Raw genomic sequence first — 12,910 nt, forward strand, 5'->3', positions numbered from 1 at the left:
CACGTCCGGGGCACGTCCGGGGCAAGGGATGCGGCTACACTGGACACACACTTCGCCCGCCGGGAGCGGCCATGGACGCCACCCAGGTCTTGCCTTTGCTGCTGCACTTCGACCAGCATCTGGGCAGCGCCATCGCCGACTACGGCACGCTGGTCTACGGCATTCTCTTCGCCATCGTCTTCTGCGAGATCGGTCTGCTGCCGCTGTTCTTCCTGCCGGGCGATCCGCTGCTGTTCATCTGCGGCGCGTTCTGCGCTTCGGGCGCGCTGCAGTTGTGGGTATTGCTGCCGCTGCTGCTGGTTGCCGCGGCGGCGGGCAGCCTGCTGAACTACGCCATCGGCCGCGCCATCGGCACGCGCGTGCTGGCCGGCCACCATCGCTGGATCCACCGCGACGCGCTGCGCAGGACACATGATTTCTACCAGCGCCATGGCGGCCTGACCTTGCTGATGTCACCGTTCGTGGCCGTGGTGCGCACGTTCGCGCCCTTCGTGGCGGGCGTCTCCGCCATGCCGGCGGCGCGCTTCGCGCTCGCGGCAGGCACGGGCGCGGTCTTGTGGGGGGTCTCGCTGCTGGTGGGCGGCTACCTGTTCGGCAACGTGCCGCTGGTGCGCGATCATATGAGCGCGCTGGTGCTGCTTGGCCTCGCGCTCGGCCTCGGCTCGCTGGCGGTTGCCGGCCTCTGGCGCGCCGTGCGCGGGCGCCTGGGCGTGCGCGGCTGAGGCGTCCCGCAGCCTGGCGCTGAAGGCGGACGCTGTCCTGCATGGCCGGGCCCGCGCGGCGGTCCGGCCGGCGCGATGTCGGCCCGGAGGCCCCAGGACCCATCGATTTCCTGTCCGGTCTTCTTCCCGTCTTCTTTTGGTCTTCTTCCCGTCCACTTCGCCACCTTCATCGTTTTGTCATCAGCGCCACCCAGAATGCGCTCACTGTTTATGCAAGGAGAGTGGGATGACGCATGCAATCGAAGTGCGCGGCTTGTCCAAGGCGTTCCAGGCGGGACGCAAGGCGCTGGACAATGTCGGCCTTTCCGTCGCCCCGGGTGAAATGGTGGCGCTGCTGGGCGCCTCCGGCTCCGGCAAGTCCACGCTGCTGCGCCATGTGGCCGGTTTCGTGGCCGGCGATGCCGGCGCCGGCGAGGTGCTGGTCAACGGCCGCGTCATCCAGCGGGATGGCCGCCTGGCGCGCGACGTGCGCGGCGCGCGCGCCGAGATCGGCTTCGTGTTCCAGCAGTTCAACCTGGTGGGGCGCCTGCCGGTGATCACCAATGTGCTGACCGGCATGTTGCCGCGCATACCGCTGTGGCGCAGCCTGGTCCGGTATTTCAGGAACGAGGAAATCGACGCCGGCCTGGAAGCGCTTGCCCAGGTTGGTATAGACGACTATGCGTTTCGACGGGCGTCGACCCTGTCCGGCGGACAGCAGCAGCGCGCGGCGATTGCCCGMACGCTGGTGCAGAACGCGCGCGTGATCCTGGCCGACGAGCCCATCGCCTCGCTCGATCCCGAGTCGGCGCGCCGCGTGATGGAGTTGCTGGCCCAGATCAACCGCACGCGCAAGGTGGCCGTGGTGGTGTCGCTGCACCAGGTGGACGTGGCGATGCGCTACTGCACCCGCGTGGTGGCGCTGCGCCAGGGCAGGGTGGTCTACGACGGCCCTTCGGCGGCGCTGACCCCCGGCATGCTGCGCGACCTCTATGGCACCGAGGCGGCCGAGTTGCTGCCGCACGGCGCCGGGCTGGAAACCGAGGCTCCCGGCCTCGTTCCGGCCGGCCTCGCCATCGCCTGACATCGCGCGCTTCGGCATCGATTCCCGAGCTTTTCTCGTAGCGCTTTCGCAAGTCTCACCGCAAGCAACCCTAACCAAGCATCCCCCGGAGCTATTCATGCTGCGCAGAACCTTTGTTGCCCTGATCGTCACCGGCGCCGCCGGCGCCTTCGCGCTGCCCGCCCTCGCCCAGGAAGGCAAGACCATCAACATGGGCTTTATCTCGACCGAGACGTCGTCCAACCTGAAGTCGGCCTGGCAGCCCGTGATCGACGACCTCAGCAAGCAGCTGGGCGTGCAGGTCAAGCCCTTCTTCGCCTCCGACTACGCCGGCATCATCGAAGCCATGCGCTTCAACAAGGTGCAGGTTGCCTGGTTCGGCAACAAGTCGGCCATCGAGGCGGTGGACCGCGCCAACGGCGAAGTGTTCGCCTCGGTGATCGACAAGGACGGCAATCCGGGCTACTGGTCGCTGCTGATCGTCAACAAGGACAGCGACCTGAAGTCGGTCGAAGACGTGATCAAGAACGGCAAGTCGCTGAGCTACGGCGCCGGCGATCCGAACTCGACCTCCGGCACCGCCGTGCCCGGACACTACCTGTGGGGCGCGCGCAACCTCGAGCCGAAGACGCTGTTCAAGACGGTGCGCGTGAGCAACCACGAGACCAACCTGCTGTCGGTGATGAACAAGCAGGTCGACGTGGCGGTGAACAACACCRAGAACATGGAGCGCTATCGCATCAATACCGGCAAGAACGCCTATGACCAGGTGCGCGTGCTGTGGAAGTCGCCGCTGATCCCGGCCGATCCGCTGGTCTACCGCAAGGACCTGCCGGCCGACGTCAAGACCAGGATCAAGGCCTTCTTCGTCAACTACGGCAAGGGCGCCRACGCTGCCCGCGAGAAAGCCAACCTGGCGCCGCTGACCTACCAGGGCTTCCGTGCCTCCTCCGATGCCCAGCTGGTGCCGATCCGCCAGATCGAGCTGGCCAAGGAAAAGAGCAAGATCGAGTCCGACACCACGCTGGCTGGCGCCGACAAGGACAAGCGCCTTGCCGATGTCACCCGCAAGCTGGCCGAGCTGGACAAGCTCGCAGCCACCAGCGCCCAGTAAGCGCGCAAACGGCGGCGGCAAGGCGCCCGAACCGCGCCTTGCCGCCGCGCCGCGCAGTCTTGCTTCACCCCGGTTTTCCCGCGCCTTCGCGCTTTTCGTCTTTATGCATCGACCCGCCAGCCCATCCATGATCCMAGCCACCTCGCCCCGCGCCGCGCGCCCGCCGCGCGCCAGCCTGCCAGTCCTGCTCGTGTGGGCGGTGGTACTCGCGCTGCTGGCGCTGTCGTGGCAAGGCGCCGACATGCGTCCGCTCGACCTGCTGAGCGATTCCGGCAACATGGCCAGGTTCGCCGCCGACTTCTTTCCGCCGAGCTTCCGCGACTGGCGCATCTACCTCGACGAGATGGTGGTGACCGTACAGATCGCCATCTGGGGCACCTTCATGGCCGTGGTGGTGGCAGTGCCGCTGGGCCTGGCCTGCTCGGCCAATATCGTGCCGGGCTGGGTCTACCAGCCGATGCGCCGCGTGATGGACTCCTGCCGCGCCATCAATGAAATGGTGTTCGCCATGCTGTTCATCGTCGCGGTGGGGCTGGGCCCCTTCGCCGGCGTGCTGGCGCTGTGGGTGCACACCACCGGCGTGCTGGCCAAGCTGTTTTCCGAGGCGGTCGAAGCGATCGATCCGCGCCCGGTCGAAGGCGTGCGCGCCACCGGCGCCGGCGCGCTGGAAGAAATCGTCTACGGCGTGATCCCGCAGGTATTGCCCCTGTGGATCTCGTATGCGCTGTATCGTTTCGAATCCAATGTGCGCTCCGCTTCGGTGGTGGGCATCGTTGGCGCCGGCGGCATCGGCACGGTGCTGTGGGAAATCATCCGCAGCTTCCAGTACGCCGAGACGTGTGCCGTGATGATCATCATCGTTGCCTTCGTCACCGCCATCGACCTGCTGTCCGCCCAGATCCGCAAGGCGCTGGTCTGACTCCGGCATCACCGCGCGCGGCGCAGCAGGGCGCCGGCGCGGGCTTTTCCACACGACACCTCTGTTCATGACCATCCTCAGGCGCATCGAAATCCTCTTCTCCGGCCACGGCGCCAGCTTCTACGGCGGAGAGTCCATCACCCAGACCGAGCACGCGCTGCAGTGCGCGCACCTGGCCGAGCAGGCCGGCGATCCCGAGCCGCTGGTGGTCGCCAGCCTGCTGCACGATCTCGGCCACCTCGTGATGGCGGAGGACAGCACCACCGACATGCGCCACCAGGAAGTCGGCGCCGACCTGCTGGCGGTMGGCTTTGGCCCGGACGTGACCGAGCCGATCCGCCTGCACGTGGCCGCCAAGCGCTACCTGTGCGCCATCGAGCCCGCCTACCAGGCCGCATTGTCGCCGGCMTCGCAGCAAAGCCTTGCGCTGCAAGGTGGCCCCTTCGATGCGACCCAGGCCAACGCCTTCGCCGCGCATCCCCATGGCGCGGCGGCGGTGCGCCTGCGGCGCTACGACGATCTCGCCAAGGTGGTTGGCCTCGTCACGCCGCCGCTGGAGCACTATCTGCCCATGGTCGAGCGCTGCATCCGCCGGCCTGCCCAGGCTTGAAACACGCGAGGAAAAACCGGATATGGACAAGCCGGATATGGACAAGCGGGATACGGACAAGCCGGCCGGCCACCTGACGCTGCACGAGGTCAGCGGAACCGACGCCGAACTGGAACAGGTGGCCGCCTTGCTGTCGGAGATGGACGGCGAAGCACCGCTGCCCCTGGCGCGCATGCGCGCGCTGTTTGCGCGGCTGCGGACCATGCCGGATTACCGCTGCTATCTGATGCTCGGCGCCGGCGGCGTGCCGCTGGGTACCTTCTGCCTGCTGGTGTTTCCCGTGCTGGCGCACCAAGGGCGCAATGAAGCCATCGTCGAGAGCGTGGTGGTCACGCAGGCCGCGCGCGGCGGCGGAGTCGGGTCGGCGATGATGCACGCCGCGATGCGGCTGGCGCGCGAGGCGGGGGCGGACAAGCTGGCCTTGTCGTCGAATGCGCGGCGGCTGCAGGCGCACCAGTTCTATCGGCGGCTGGGGTTCCGGGAGCACGGGATCAGCTTCAGCATCGAGTTGGCGGGGGATTGAGGGGGGGCCAACCGCGGAAGTAACCTTGCCGCCATGCGGCAGATCATCCCGGATGCCCATCCTTGCGCTTGCGCTCAAGCTCTGGCGAAACCGGCCGCGCGGCAACAATGTGCCTTATGTCCCGGCGTGGCGCTTCGAGGGCGACATCGAAGACACGGCGGCACTGCGGGGCTGGCTGCTGGAACGCGCCGGCACCTTGCCGTAGCCTGGCGCGCGCGGCACGCCAGCGGCGGCCCGGCTCAGGAACGTCTGGCCGCGGCCAGTTCGTCTTCGGCGGCACCCGCATAACCGGCATCGCGCACGATCTCCGCCAGCACAGCCGCCGCCGCCTCCAGCGGCCCGCTATTGTCGAGCCCGGTAAAGCGGCATCCCGCCGGCACCGCGAACGGCTCGGCGGCGCGCGCCAGGCGCCGGGCGATATCGTCTTCGTCTTCGCGTCCGCGCTGGCGCAAACGCTGCGCCAGCACCTGCGGGCGCACGCTGACCTGCACCGCGTGCAGGGCGGGATAGCGTGCGCATGCATCGGGCAGGTATTCGCGCGAGCCGTTGACGACCACGCACATGCCTTGCGCGAGCCAGCTGTSGAGTTCGATGCCGATGCCGTAGCGCAGGCCGTGGCTGTCCCACTGCAGAGCGAAGCAGCCGAGCGCGGCACGGCGATCGAATTCGGCGGGCGTGATCGGCACGCTGGCTTCGTCTGCGTTGCTGGCGCGCGTGATGTAGCGATGTGCGATCAGGACGCGCTCGTCGGGCCGGAGCCGGTCGCGCAGGGCGCGCAGCAGCGAATCCTTGCCGCTGCCCGAAGGCCCCATCAGGTAGATCAGCTGCCGCCCGGCGCGGCAATCCGGTGGCGCGGCGGTCATGCCGCCTCCGGCCGCAGGGCGGCACCGGCGGCGTCGGTCGTGCTGCCGTCGAAGCCGTAGTGGCGCGCGGCCACGAAGGGCGCGTCCGGAGCCGGCTGGACGAACAGGCTGATGTCGCGCACCGGCATCGGAACGTCCAGCAGGTGGCTGGCGTGCGCTTGCAGCAGCGCGGCGGCGGCAGCCTGGTCCGGCTCGTCGAGCATGCCGCTCAGCGTGATATGGAAGATAAAGGTCTCGAAGGMATACGGGTAGCCCCAGGCGGCGAGCATGCGGCGTGCTTCGGGCCCCAGCGCCTCGGGCCTGCGGCGCGMGATTTMTTCGCCGCTGGGCGGGGCGCGGAACGCGTCGAACTCGCGCACGGCGGCATCGGCCAGCGCGTGCATGCGGGCGTTGGCGCCKGTGTCGTCGCCGAGGCACCAGGCCAGGAAGCCGCGCAGGTTGCGCAGCGCCAGCGGCACGGCGAACGGCTGACGTCCGGGCGCGAAAGCGCGCAGGGCGGCGTCCAGTCCGTCAGGGGTGCGGCCGGGCGCGAGCCGGAACGGGGCCTTGAGCGTGGCGTGCAGGCCGTATTGCGCGGGAGCGCGGGTCCATTGCACCAGGCGGGGATCGTCGCTGATGCGGGCCACCGGGGCGCAGGTCTCGGCGCTGCGGCCGAGCCAGCGGGCGCCGAAATCGCGCCACGGCGCGGCCGGGGTGAGGTAGATGGCGTAGCGGTACGCGTGCGGCAACTGGCTCGGCGTCATGGGCAAGGGCCTCAGGMGGCGCGCCGTTCGCCGCTGGCCTGGCGCAGCGGGAAGGCACGTGTGGCGTGATGCAGGATCCCGCCCACGATGGTGGCGCAGACCTGGGGCAGGGCAGGGTTGCTGTCGTCGACAAGGATGGCGTCGGCGCGCAGGCCCGGGCCCAGCGCGCCGCGGTCGCCCAGGCCGGCGGCGCGGGCCGGATTGCGCGAGACCAGGTCCCACGCGGYCGGCAGCGGCAGCACGCCGAGCTGCGCAATGCGGAAGGCGGCCTGCAGCGGCGCGGGGTAGTAGTAGTCGGAGGCAAGCACGTCGCACAGGCCGGCGGCGACCATCTCGGTGGCATCCGGCGCGCCGGTGTGGCTGCCGCCACGGATCACGTTGGGCGCGCCGAACACGGTATGGTTGCGCAGCGCGCGCGCGGCGCGCGCCACCTCCACGGTGAGCGGAAACTCGGCGACGGTGCAGCCTTGCTGGTGGAAGCCCTGGCGCGTGGCGGMGTCGCCGTCGTCATGGGATGCCACCTGCAGGCCGGCGGCGCGGGCGGCGGCGATCAGGCGGCCCACCGCCGCGGGTACCTCGTGGCCTTTTGCCCGGGCCTGCTCCAGGCGCTGGCCGAAAGTGGCCGGGTCGCACTCGGCGCGCTCGGCGTAGGCGGCGAGCTTGCGCGTGTCCTGCATGCGCCTGAGCATCTGCGGCAGGTGATCGTTGATGGCCAGGAAGCGCACCTTGCCGCTGGCGATCCACTCGAGCGCGATGTCGAGGCCGGCCAGGTGGTGCGCCTCGAAGCGCAGGTGCACGTGATGCTGGGCGCCCAGCGCGCCACGCATGCGTTCGAGTCCTTCGAACATGCGCTGCGCATAGGCCTCGCCGCGCAGCCCGCCTTCCCACGACAGCGTGACGCCGTGCAGTTCGGTGGTGATGCCGTGCGCCAGCAATTGCCGGTCCACGTCGAACAGGGCGCCGTCATAGGGGAAGCTGACCCCGGGGCGCGGCATCACCGCGCGCTCGAAGGCGTCGCCGTGGATGTCGACGATGCCGGGCAGCACCAGCAGGTCGCCAGCATCGAGCGAGGGGCCGGCKGCGCCGGGCATGCCGATGCAGCCGTCGCGGAACGCGAGGTCGGCCGGCGCGATGCCGTTGGGGGTGAGGACGCGCCGGCCGCTGAGGCCGGCGAGGGTGGGGTGCAGTGCGTGATTGGAGTTCATGCTGGCGACCTTAGCGCGGGCAGATGACAAGCGGATGTCTAGACCAATTGTGTTGTGCTGGCAATGCGTTCGTGGTGCTGTCGGCGGCCATGCGCAATCGGGCATTGGCCGCGCGGATCGTGCAGATTATGCCGTTTATGCAGGCCATGTGGCTGGCGCGGCCGTCAATCCTGGTCGGCCACCGTCAGCTGCACCCAGTCACCGGCGAAGCGCGCCACGCTGTAGTGCAGCGGCACGCCGTCGGCATCGACGTTGAGGGCCTCCACCTGCAGGATGGGCCGCGTCTTGGGCTGGCTGAGCTGGCGGGCCACCGGCGCCGACGGCATGGCCGCGGTGATGCGCGACCATTTCCGTGTGTAGTCGGCGACGCCGAAATGCGCGAGCGCCTTGGAGATCGACTGGCGTGCGCGCAATTGCGCTTCGAGTTCCGGGAAACGCGCGGCGTCGAAGTAGTGCTCGGCCACGTCGATGGTGCGGGCCTCGGCCTTGCCGAGCATCTGCACGCGCAGCACCGGGGCGTTGCGCGGCAACCCGAGGTGCCTGGCGATCTCGGGCGCGCGCAAGGTCTGCGACTCKATCACCTCGATATGGCCGCGCATGCCCTGGCTGGCCAGGTTCTGCGARAASCGCGTGCGCCGCCCGATGGCGTAGTCGATSGCGTGYTCCTGCACGAAGGTGCCGCGGCCTTGCTCGATGCGCACCAGGCCGTTCTGCTCCAGYTCGCCCATGGCGCGCCGGATGGTGTGGCGGTTGACGGCGAAACGGCTGGCCAGCTCCGGCTCGGGCGGCAGGCGCTCGCCCGGCTCATAGAGCTTGTTGCGGATGTMGAGGGCAAGGGCCTCGCCGATCTGGCGCCATACCGCAACTCCCGAACCCCGTTCGACTTCCTGTTCCACCATCTTGTCCTGCCCCTTCGTCATCCTGCGTTCATCATCGGCATGCTTCAATGGGATGCGATTGTGCCTCAACGGCGCCGTCCCGTGCATGGTACCGGGCGGGATGGGCGGCCGTCACGAAAGCTTCATCTGGCTGTGTTCTAGTTCGGCCCATGGATGGTATTCTACATCTAAACGTATAGACGTATAGGGGATGTACAGATGGATCGGACCGAGACCGGAAGCACCGCCCGCGCCGCAGGYGACACCMGCCCGGCCCATGCCGGGCACGCCGCGCGCGCCGCCTGGCTGCGCGAGCTGGCCCTGGCGGCGCCGGAGGCGCTCGAGCAGGCATTCGGACAGCTAGGCACGGTGCCCGCGCACCGCATGCTGCGCAAGCCCGAKAGCGGCATGGCCATGGCGCGMGCACGCGCCGGCGGCACCGGCGCCCAGTTCAACCTGGGCGAAGTCAGCGTCACGCGCTGTGCGGTGACGATGGAGTCGGACACCGGMGGCGTGGTCGGCGTGGGCTATGTACAGGGCCGCACGCACCGCCAGGCGGAACGGATCGCCGTGCTGGACGCGCTGCTGCAGTTGCCGGGCTGGCACGAGCGCGTGCAGGCGGCAGTCATTGCGCCGCTGGCGCAGGCTCGCGTGGCGCGCAGCGCGCACCAGGCGGCGGTGGCGGCACAGACCAAGGTGGAGTTCTTTACGATGGTGCGCGGAGAAGACTGAGATGCCAGGCCAAGCAAATGCCGCAGCTGCGGCAGGTTACGACAACGCGGCCGCAGGCCGCGCCGGCGCGGCGATGCTGCTGCCCGGCTTTGACGATGCCGTGCAATCGGCGCAGCGCATCTTCCGTGCCGCGCTGGATGCGATGTCGCGTCCCGGCACCGTGCGCGAACTGGCCGAGCCCTGCGGCGTGCCGCAGGGCTTGTCGCCGGCGCTKAGCGCGCTGCTGCTGACGCTGGCGGATGCCGATACGCCCGTGTGGCTGCCGCCCGGCACGCCCGATGCCGTGCGCGCCTTCCTGCGTTTTCATTGCGGCTGCCCGCTGGTGGACGACGCGGGGCAGGCTGCCTTCGTGGCGGTGCCGGCCGGCTGCGTGGCCCCGGCGCTGGCAGCCTGCGCGCAGGGCGATCCGGCCTACCMGGACCGCTCGGCCACGCTGCTGCTGGAAGTGGCATCGCTGTCGGACGGCCCGGCGGTGACGCTGCGCGGCCCCGGCATCGAGCATGAGGCCACGCTCGCCGCGCAAGGCCTGCCGGCGGACTTCTGGACCCAGTGGCACGCCAACCAGGCGCGTTTCCCGCTGGGCGTCGACGTGCTGCTGACCAGCGGCCACGCCCTGAGCGCGTTGCCACGCACCACCCAAGCGGAGCTCTGATATGTACGTAGCCGTCAAAGGTGGCGAACGCGCCATCCTCAATTCCTATCGCATGCTCGACGACTACCGCCGCGGCGACCGCGCCGTGCCGGAGCTGACGCTGGCGCAGGTGCGCGAGCAGATGCCGCTGGCGGTGTCGCGCGTGATGGCCGAGGGCTCGCTGTACGATCCGCACCTCGCCGCGCTGGCCATCAAGCAGGCCGCGGGCGACCTGATCGAAGCCGTGTTCCTGCTGCGCGCCTACCGCACCACGCTGCCGCGCTTCGGCTATAGCGCGCCACTCGATACCGGCGCCATGCGCCTGCAGCGCCGGATCTCGTCCACCTTCAAGGATGTGCCGGGCGGCCAGGTACTCGGGCCGACCTACGACTACACCCAGCGCCTGCTCGATTTCACGCTGGAGGCCGAGCGCGACCACGCGCCGCTGCCGCCCGCGCAGTCCACGCTGGACGCGCGCATGCCGCGCGTGACCGACCTGCTGCGCCAGGAAGCGCTGATCGAGCCGGAGACCGTGCCGGCCGGCGACCCCGCGCCGCCCGACCTGACGCGCGAGCCGCTGGAACTGCCCGCGGCKCGCCCCGCGCGGCTGCAGAACCTGGCGCGCGCCGATGAGGGCTTCCTGCTGTCGATGGGCTATTCCACCCAGCGTGGCTACGGCAACTCGCACCCGTTCGCGGCGGAGATCCGCTACGGCGATGTCGAGGTCGAGCTGTTCGTGGAGGAACTCGGCTTTGCCGTGACCATCGGCGAGATCGAGGTCACCGAATGCCAGATGGTCAGCCAGTTCGCCGGCAACGCGCAGGAGGGACCGAGTTTCACGCGCGGCTACGGCCTGGTGTTCGGCTACGGCGAGCGCAAGGCCATGTCGATGGCGCTGGCCGACCGCGCCATGCGCGCCGCCGAGCTGGGCGAGGCTGCCGACGCGCCCGCCAATGACATCGAGTTCATGCTTTACCACAGCGACAACGTGGAAGCTTCCGGCTTCACGCAGCATCTGAAGCTGCCGCACTACGTGGACTTCCAGACMAATCTCGAACTGCTGCGCCGGCTGCGCGCCGAGCGCGCGCAGGCGGCGCCGGCCCGGGCCGAAGCGGCGCAAGCCGCCGCGGCTCCCGCCGACGGCACGCAAGCGCAGGAGGCACTCGCATCATGACCAACGCCAGCACGAACACAACCACGAACACGAACACGAACACCAGCGCCACGGCCGACGCCGCCGTGCGCGACGAGCACTACAACTTCGGCTATCTCGACGAATCCACCAAGCGCATGCTGCGCCGCGCGCTGCTCAAGGCGGTGGCGATTCCCGGCTACCAGGTGCCGTTCGGCAGCCGCGAGATGCCGCTGCCCTATGGCTGGGGCACCGGCGGCATCCAGGTCACGGCTTCCATCATCGGCAGCGACGACGTGCTCAAGGTGATCGACCAGGGCTCGGACGACACCACCAACGCCATCAACATCCGCCGCTTCTTCGGCCGCGTCACGGGCGTGCGCGCCACCGAGCGCACCGCCGAGGCCACCATCGTGCAGACCCGCCACCGCATCCCCGAGACGCCGCTGGCGGCCRGGCAGATCATGGTGTTCCAGGTGCCGATCCCCGAGCCGCTGCGCTGGCTGGAGCCGAGCGAGACCGAGACGCGCACCATGCACGCGCTGGCCGAGTACGGCGCCATGCACGTCAAGCTGTACGAGGACATCGCGCGCCACGGCCGCATCGCCACCACCTACGACTACCCTGTGATGGTGAACCAGCGCTACATGATGCGCCCGTCGCCGATCCCCAAGTTCGACAACCCCAAGCTGGACAACAGCCCGGCGCTGATGCTGTTCGGCGCGGGGCGCGAGAAGCGCGTMTATGCCGTGYCGCCATACACCAGCGTCAAGAGCCTGGACTTCGACGACCATCCGTTCGCCGTGGAAACCTGGGACGGCTGCTGCGAGCTGTGCGGCTCGGCCCACAGTTATCTCGACGAGATCATCACCGACGACGCGGGCGGGCGCATGTTCGTCTGCTCCGACACTGAATACTGCGCCACGCGCCAGGAGCAGGGCATGAGCGGCCCGGCCGGCGTGGCCCCGAATAACACCAGCAGCATCACCAGCACCAGCAGCAAGGAGCCAGCATGAGCCGTACCGACCAGCCGCTGTTGTCCGTGCGCGGCCTGACCCGCACCTGGGACGGCGTGCACGGCTGCCACGACGTGAGCTTCGACCTGTTCCCGGGCGAAGTGCTGTGCGTGGTGGGCGAATCAGGCTCCGGCAAGAGCACGTTGCTGCAGGCGGTGTCCTGGCAGGCCGCGCCGGAGGCCGGCAGCGTCTGCTATGACACCCGCGAGCAGGGCCTGGTGGACCTGGCCACGCTGTCCGATGCCCGCCTGCGCCTGCTGGCGCGCACCGACTGGGGCTTCGTGCGCCAGAATGCGCGCGATGGCCTGCGCATGCGCGTGAGCGCCGGCGCCAATATCGCCGAGCGCCTGATGGCCGTGGGCGGGCGCCACTATGGGGAGCTGCGCGAGGTCGCCGGCACATGGATGGAGCGCATGGAACTGGACCTCGGCCGGATCGATGATGCGCCCACCAGTTTCTCCGGCGGCATGCAACAGCGGCTGCAGATCGCCCGCAACCTGGTCACGCATCCGCGCCTGGTATTCATGGACGAGCCCACGGCCTCCCTGGACGTTTCCGTGCAGGCGCGCCTGCTGGACCTGCTGCGCCGCCTGGTGGCCGATCTCGGCCTGGCCGCCATCATCGTCACCCACGACCTCGCCGTGGCGCGCCTGCTGGCGCACCGCACGCTGGTGATGCAGGGCGGGCGCGTGGTGGAAAGCGGCCTGACCGACCAGATCCTCGACGACCCGCACCACCCGTACACCCAGTTGCTGGTGTCCTCCATCCTGCAGGGCTGAC

16 protein-coding genes are annotated in these 12,910 nt (G+C 69.4%); 12 read left to right on the forward strand and 4 right to left on the reverse strand.

Features of this window, described 5'->3' with window-relative positions:
- The first annotated feature begins 71 nt into the window (after window positions 1-71).
- The 7 genes from AC1DKV_RS17205 to AC1DKV_RS17235 all read left to right on the forward strand — a co-directional run bounded on the left by AC1DKV_RS17205 (window position 72) and on the right by AC1DKV_RS17235 (window position 5,135).
- The gene (locus AC1DKV_RS17205) at window positions 72-722 is read left to right on the forward strand and encodes a VTT domain-containing protein (protein ID WP_441619130.1); all 651 of its coding nucleotides are present in this window, start codon (window positions 72-74) and stop codon (window positions 720-722) included.
- Window positions 723-948: 226 nt separating this feature from the next.
- A complete protein-coding gene (gene phnC, locus AC1DKV_RS17210) occupies window positions 949-1,785 on the forward strand; it encodes a phosphonate ABC transporter ATP-binding protein (protein ID WP_441619132.1) in 837 nt (278 codons plus the stop codon).
- A 97-nt stretch (window positions 1,786-1,882) separates the two neighbouring features.
- Complete coding sequence (gene phnD / locus AC1DKV_RS17215; RefSeq protein ID WP_477137687.1) at window positions 1,883-2,878, forward strand: phosphonate ABC transporter substrate-binding protein; 996 nt, start codon at window positions 1,883-1,885, stop codon at window positions 2,876-2,878.
- 127 nt (window positions 2,879-3,005) lie between these two features.
- A complete protein-coding gene (gene phnE / locus AC1DKV_RS17220) occupies window positions 3,006-3,797 on the forward strand; it encodes a phosphonate ABC transporter, permease protein PhnE (RefSeq protein ID WP_477137688.1) in 792 nt (263 codons plus the stop codon).
- Between the two features lie 67 nt (window positions 3,798-3,864).
- Entirely contained in the window at window positions 3,865-4,407 is a 543-nt protein-coding gene (locus AC1DKV_RS17225; RefSeq protein WP_441619135.1) for a phosphonate degradation HD-domain oxygenase, read from the forward strand.
- 22 nt (window positions 4,408-4,429) lie between these two features.
- Entirely contained in the window at window positions 4,430-4,930 is a 501-nt protein-coding gene (locus tag AC1DKV_RS17230) for a GNAT family N-acetyltransferase (protein ID WP_441619137.1), read from the forward strand.
- Window positions 4,931-4,982: 52 nt separating this feature from the next.
- The gene (locus AC1DKV_RS17235; protein WP_441619139.1) at window positions 4,983-5,135 is read left to right on the forward strand and encodes a hypothetical protein; all 153 of its coding nucleotides are present in this window, start codon (window positions 4,983-4,985) and stop codon (window positions 5,133-5,135) included.
- A gap of 34 nt (window positions 5,136-5,169) precedes the next feature.
- Here the strand turns inward: AC1DKV_RS17235 and phnN are convergent, their stop codons facing one another.
- The 4 genes from phnN to phnF all read right to left on the reverse strand — a co-directional run bounded on the left by phnN (window position 5,170) and on the right by phnF (window position 8,640).
- Window positions 5,170-5,793 carry a phosphonate metabolism protein/1,5-bisphosphokinase (PRPP-forming) PhnN gene (phnN, locus tag AC1DKV_RS17240; RefSeq protein WP_477137689.1) on the reverse strand — a complete coding sequence of 208 codons (624 nt, stop codon included), beginning with the start codon at window positions 5,791-5,793 and terminating at the stop codon, window positions 5,170-5,172.
- Window positions 5,790-6,536 (reverse strand): DUF1045 domain-containing protein, encoded by a 747-nt coding sequence (locus AC1DKV_RS17245; protein WP_477137690.1) that lies wholly within the window; start codon window positions 6,534-6,536, stop codon window positions 5,790-5,792. The genes phnN and AC1DKV_RS17245 overlap by 4 nt, the downstream gene beginning before the upstream one ends.
- 11 nt (window positions 6,537-6,547) lie before the next feature.
- Window positions 6,548-7,741: an alpha-D-ribose 1-methylphosphonate 5-triphosphate diphosphatase gene (locus tag AC1DKV_RS17250; protein WP_477137691.1), complete on the reverse strand. Its 1,194-nt coding sequence runs from the start codon at window positions 7,739-7,741 to the stop codon at window positions 6,548-6,550.
- Window positions 7,742-7,905: 164 nt separating this feature from the next.
- Window positions 7,906-8,640: a phosphonate metabolism transcriptional regulator PhnF gene (phnF, locus tag AC1DKV_RS17255; protein ID WP_477137710.1), complete on the reverse strand. Its 735-nt coding sequence runs from the start codon at window positions 8,638-8,640 to the stop codon at window positions 7,906-7,908.
- A gap of 198 nt (window positions 8,641-8,838) precedes the next feature.
- Here phnF and phnG point away from each other — a divergent pair, with 198 nt between their 5' ends.
- From phnG to phnK, 5 genes are all read left to right on the forward strand, one after another.
- A complete protein-coding gene (gene phnG, locus AC1DKV_RS17260) occupies window positions 8,839-9,351 on the forward strand; it encodes a phosphonate C-P lyase system protein PhnG (RefSeq protein WP_477137692.1) in 513 nt (170 codons plus the stop codon).
- A 73-nt stretch (window positions 9,352-9,424) separates the two neighbouring features.
- Window positions 9,425-10,003, forward strand: a complete 579-nt coding sequence (phnH, locus tag AC1DKV_RS17265) for a phosphonate C-P lyase system protein PhnH (RefSeq protein WP_477137711.1) — start codon at window positions 9,425-9,427, stop codon at window positions 10,001-10,003.
- Between the two features lies 1 nt (window position 10,004).
- On the forward strand, window positions 10,005-11,156 hold the full coding sequence (locus tag AC1DKV_RS17270; RefSeq protein WP_441619149.1) for a carbon-phosphorus lyase complex subunit: 1,152 nt from the start codon (window positions 10,005-10,007) through the stop codon (window positions 11,154-11,156).
- Window positions 11,153-12,130 carry an alpha-D-ribose 1-methylphosphonate 5-phosphate C-P-lyase PhnJ gene (locus AC1DKV_RS17275; protein ID WP_477137693.1) on the forward strand — a complete coding sequence of 326 codons (978 nt, stop codon included), beginning with the start codon at window positions 11,153-11,155 and terminating at the stop codon, window positions 12,128-12,130. Before AC1DKV_RS17270 ends, AC1DKV_RS17275 begins: the two co-directional genes overlap by 4 nt.
- On the forward strand, window positions 12,127-12,909 hold the full coding sequence (phnK, locus tag AC1DKV_RS17280) for a phosphonate C-P lyase system protein PhnK (RefSeq protein ID WP_441619152.1): 783 nt from the start codon (window positions 12,127-12,129) through the stop codon (window positions 12,907-12,909). The genes AC1DKV_RS17275 and phnK overlap by 4 nt, the downstream gene beginning before the upstream one ends.
- The last annotated feature ends 1 nt before the right edge of the window (window position 12,910 follow it).

This window comes from Cupriavidus sp. 05T41 (genome assembly GCF_056396525.1).

What these genes read in the sequence shown, in the direction of transcription:
- AC1DKV_RS17205 (WP_441619130.1), top strand. Translation starts at nt 72, where the DNA reads ATGGACGCCACCCAGGTCTTGCCTTTGCTGCTGCACTTCGACCAGCAT.
- AC1DKV_RS17230 (WP_441619137.1), top strand. Translation starts at nt 4,430, where the DNA reads ATGGACAAGCCGGATATGGACAAGCGGGATACGGACAAGCCGGCCGGC.
- AC1DKV_RS17235 (WP_441619139.1), top strand. Translation starts at nt 4,983, where the DNA reads ATGCCCATCCTTGCGCTTGCGCTCAAGCTCTGGCGAAACCGGCCGCGC.
- phnK (WP_441619152.1), top strand. Translation starts at nt 12,127, where the DNA reads ATGAGCCGTACCGACCAGCCGCTGTTGTCCGTGCGCGGCCTGACCCGC.